Here is a 3,059-nt window from a genome sequence, read left to right as displayed (position 1 = left end):
TGCGCTTCGCTTCGCCCGAGAATGACGGAGGTTTTTACCGCCCCTCAGCCTTTCGAATGGCCTCATCAAGATCCTGCCATTCGTGGCAGCGGCCGCAGAGGCTGACGAGTTTTGCGAGATTGGCCTTGGCGCTCGCCATGTCGCCGGTCTCGATGAACCATTCGCCCTGATATTCGAGCGCGGGCAGGAAGGTCGGGTCGCGCATCAGGGCGGCGTCGTAGTATTGCTTCGAGAGCGGATAGTTCTTCAGCTTGCGATGCGAGAAGGCGAGCCAGTTCAGCAGCACGGGCGAATGCGGCGAGCGCTTCAGCAGCACCTCCAGTTTCTCGATCGCGGGCGGAAAGTTCTTCTCCTCGATCCAGCGCCGCGCCTGGCGATATTCCGGGTCTTCGTCGAGCCAGGTCCAGTCCGGCCCGACGGCCTGCGCGCCCGCCGCGGCGAGCAGGGCCGCAGTTCCCGTCAGGATCGCGATCAGGCGTCGGCGCATGGCGTAGCTCTCTCCGATGAACCCGGTCGCGGGGGTCCGCGTTGCTCCCGTCATCGCCGGCCGATCATGGAGAGATCGCATGACAAGTAAACTGAGGAGGGGCGCCGCCGTCCGCTGGCATTGGGGCAACGGCACCGCCGAGGGCGAGGTCGAATCCGTCTTCACCAAGCCTGTCAGCCGCACGATCAAGGGCAAGCGCATCCGCCGCAACGCCTCGGAGGAGAAGCCGGCCTATCTGGTGCGGCAGGCCGATGGCGCGAAGGCGCTGAAGTCACAGAGCGAGTTGGAGGCGCGCTGATGCCGGTAATCGACCTGACACCGCCGGCCGCCGCCGCGAAAGCCGCCGAGCAGGGGCTGAAGCTGCGGGCGGCGCACAAGCGCGGCGGCACCCGCGTCGGCGTCGCCCGCGCCCGCCAGCTGACGAAGCGCGAGCCGCTCTCGGCCGATGTGGTCAAGCGCATGGCGAGCTATTTCGCCCGCCACGCGGTCGACAAGACCGGCAAGGATTTCGACAACGCCGAGAACCCCTCGGCCGGCTTCATCGCCTGGCAGCTCTGGGGCGGCGATGCCGGGCGCGACTGGGCCGAGACAAAGAAGGCCGAACTGGCGGAGAAAGGGTAGGGCGGGCCTCAGCGCCCTGCCGCGGCGCGCTCCAGGTTCAGCGCCAAAAGACGGGCCAGCGCCTCGTCGGTGGCAATGTCCTCCGGCCAGCCGTAGGCGGCGGCGACCGCGCGATCCAGATCCTCATGCAGCGCCGCCAGCCAGGCCGGGCGCTGGTTGTAGAGGTTGGTCAGAGTGCGCTCCCTCAGCTTCACGGCGGCCTCCGCATTCTTCGGCAGGATGCGGTCCGGATAGCGGCGCGGCTCCTCGCCGGGTGCTGCGGTCGGCACCACCTCGGGCACGATCTCGACCAGGTCGGGCGGGTTGAGCCAGGCCCGGCGCTTCTCGTCGAGCGCCTTCGCCGCCGCCGCGATGCGGATGGCGCGCGGATCGTCGGCATAGGCCGAGGCCGGGAGGTTCGGCGTCAGCCCCTCGGGGAAGGGGAAGGTTTCGAAGGTCGTGGTGGGGGTGTAAGTCGGGTCATTGCCGACGCCAATGTAGGCGCCGCGCCTCAGCGCCCATTCTTCATGAAAACGGGACTGCACGATTCCGAAACTCGTATCGTCATCACGAGCGATCGCGACGGTAACGTTATCTGCCAATTCGGTAGCAGAGAACCAGACGAAAGGACGAAACTTCGCAACCTTGGGCGTAACAATGTAGCGGCTCAGGGAAGCTATGGCTGCACGTAAGCCGGGCCTTGGCTCGGAGAACAGCCACCATTTCTCGCGATACAGCTTGCGTGCATTCGCCGTTTTAATTGGTTTTACTACGGTCAGGCAGTGCTCAAACGGCGCTTCAAATGACGTAGCTTCTGACTCTGCGTAAGCCGTGAAATCAATTACCCAATCGGCTGTCCTTGATTTGACGATGTCGCCTCCGCTGCGGATTGGCATGAGCACATCCGAGTTCGGTCGGCCATTAACGTTGAGGGGGGCTTTGAGCCAGTCGATTGCGACGCCGTGCTTCACCTCGAACGGGGCACCTTTGGTGATACCTTGGAACGAGATGCCTTCATTCTCCTTCAGCCGCTTCGCCAGCGTCAGATCGGCCGCCTGGGCGCTGAGATCGGCGTTGATCGCGGTCACCGGCAGGCCGTCCAGCACCAGCCCTTCGCCCTCCTCGCGCTGGCCGAAGCAGACCATGCTGACGCGCACCGCCGCGCCGTCCTGCAGCCATTCCTCGTCGGCCCAGGCCTCGAAGATCGGGGCGTCGCCGACCATGCGCTCGATCACCTTGCGGTTGGCGCCGCCGCGGATCGAATTGGTGGTGACGAGCCCGGCGCGGCGTGTCTGGCCGGTGGCGATCTGGTGGCGCGCCTTCTCGAACCAGTAGGCCACCAGATCGGCCTCGCGCGGCACCTTGCCGTCGAAGACCTTGAACAGCGTCTCGACCGTCTCGTCGCCCAGCCCCGACCGCAGCTTCTTGCCGCCCAGAAAGGGCGGGTTGCCGACGATGAACTCGGCGGGGGGCCAGAGCGCTTCGATGGGCACGACAGGCCCCCTCTCCCCTTGCGGAAGAGGGCTGGGGTGAGGGGTCGCGCCGCCCTCTCCGGATGCGTCGTGCGACCCCTCATCCGTCACGGCGCTGCGCGCCGCGCCACCTTCCCCCGCAAGGGGGGAAGGGAAGTCCCCGCCCCAAGCCACCAGCGCATCCCGGCACTCGATCGAGTCGAGCTTTTCCAGGATCGGCTCGGGCCGGTGGCTCAGCCCGTTGGCGATGCCCCATTGGATGTCGCCGATCCAGATGACGCTGCGCGCCAGCTCCGCCGCCAGCGGGTTGATCTCGATACCGTGCAGGATGCGGGGCGAGACGCGCGGAAGCGGCCGGCCGAGGCCGAGCGTCTCGCATTCGAGCAGCGCCTTCCATTCGAGATCCTTCACACCCTGAAGGGCGAGATAGAGGAAATTGCCGGAGCCGCAGGCAGGATCGAGGATGGAGAGGCTGCAGAGCCGGTCGATGAAGGCGTCGC

The 3,059-nt window shown here is 66.3% G+C and carries 4 protein-coding genes; 2 read left to right on the top strand and 2 right to left on the bottom strand.

What is annotated here, in order from left to right:
• Positions 1–34 precede the first annotated feature (34 nt).
• Positions 35–487 carry a tetratricopeptide repeat protein gene (locus tag Q8M82_RS17180; protein ID WP_305692535.1) on the bottom strand — a complete coding sequence of 151 codons (453 nt, stop codon included), beginning with the start codon at positions 485–487 and terminating at the stop codon, positions 35–37.
• A gap of 79 nt (positions 488–566) precedes the next feature.
• Between Q8M82_RS17180 and Q8M82_RS17175 the strand changes: the two genes are divergently transcribed.
• Complete coding sequence (locus tag Q8M82_RS17175) at positions 567–785, top strand: hypervirulence associated TUDOR domain-containing protein (protein ID WP_305692534.1); 219 nt, start codon at positions 567–569, stop codon at positions 783–785.
• Positions 785–1,108 carry a hypothetical protein gene (locus tag Q8M82_RS17170; protein WP_305692533.1) on the top strand — a complete coding sequence of 108 codons (324 nt, stop codon included), beginning with the start codon at positions 785–787 and terminating at the stop codon, positions 1,106–1,108. The genes Q8M82_RS17175 and Q8M82_RS17170 overlap by 1 nt, the downstream gene beginning before the upstream one ends.
• 8 nt (positions 1,109–1,116) lie before the next feature.
• Here the strand turns inward: Q8M82_RS17170 and Q8M82_RS17165 are convergent.
• Positions 1,117–3,059, bottom strand: a 1,943-nt coding sequence (locus tag Q8M82_RS17165) for a DNA methyltransferase (protein WP_371126394.1), incomplete at its 5' end; no start/stop codon positions are given.

The organism is Allobosea sp. (assembly GCF_030694325.1).
Taxonomy (GTDB): Bacteria; Pseudomonadota; Alphaproteobacteria; order Rhizobiales; family Beijerinckiaceae; genus Allobosea.
The sequence above is the reverse complement of the archived record's forward strand: the minus strand, read 5'-3'. Positions and strand labels throughout refer to the sequence as shown.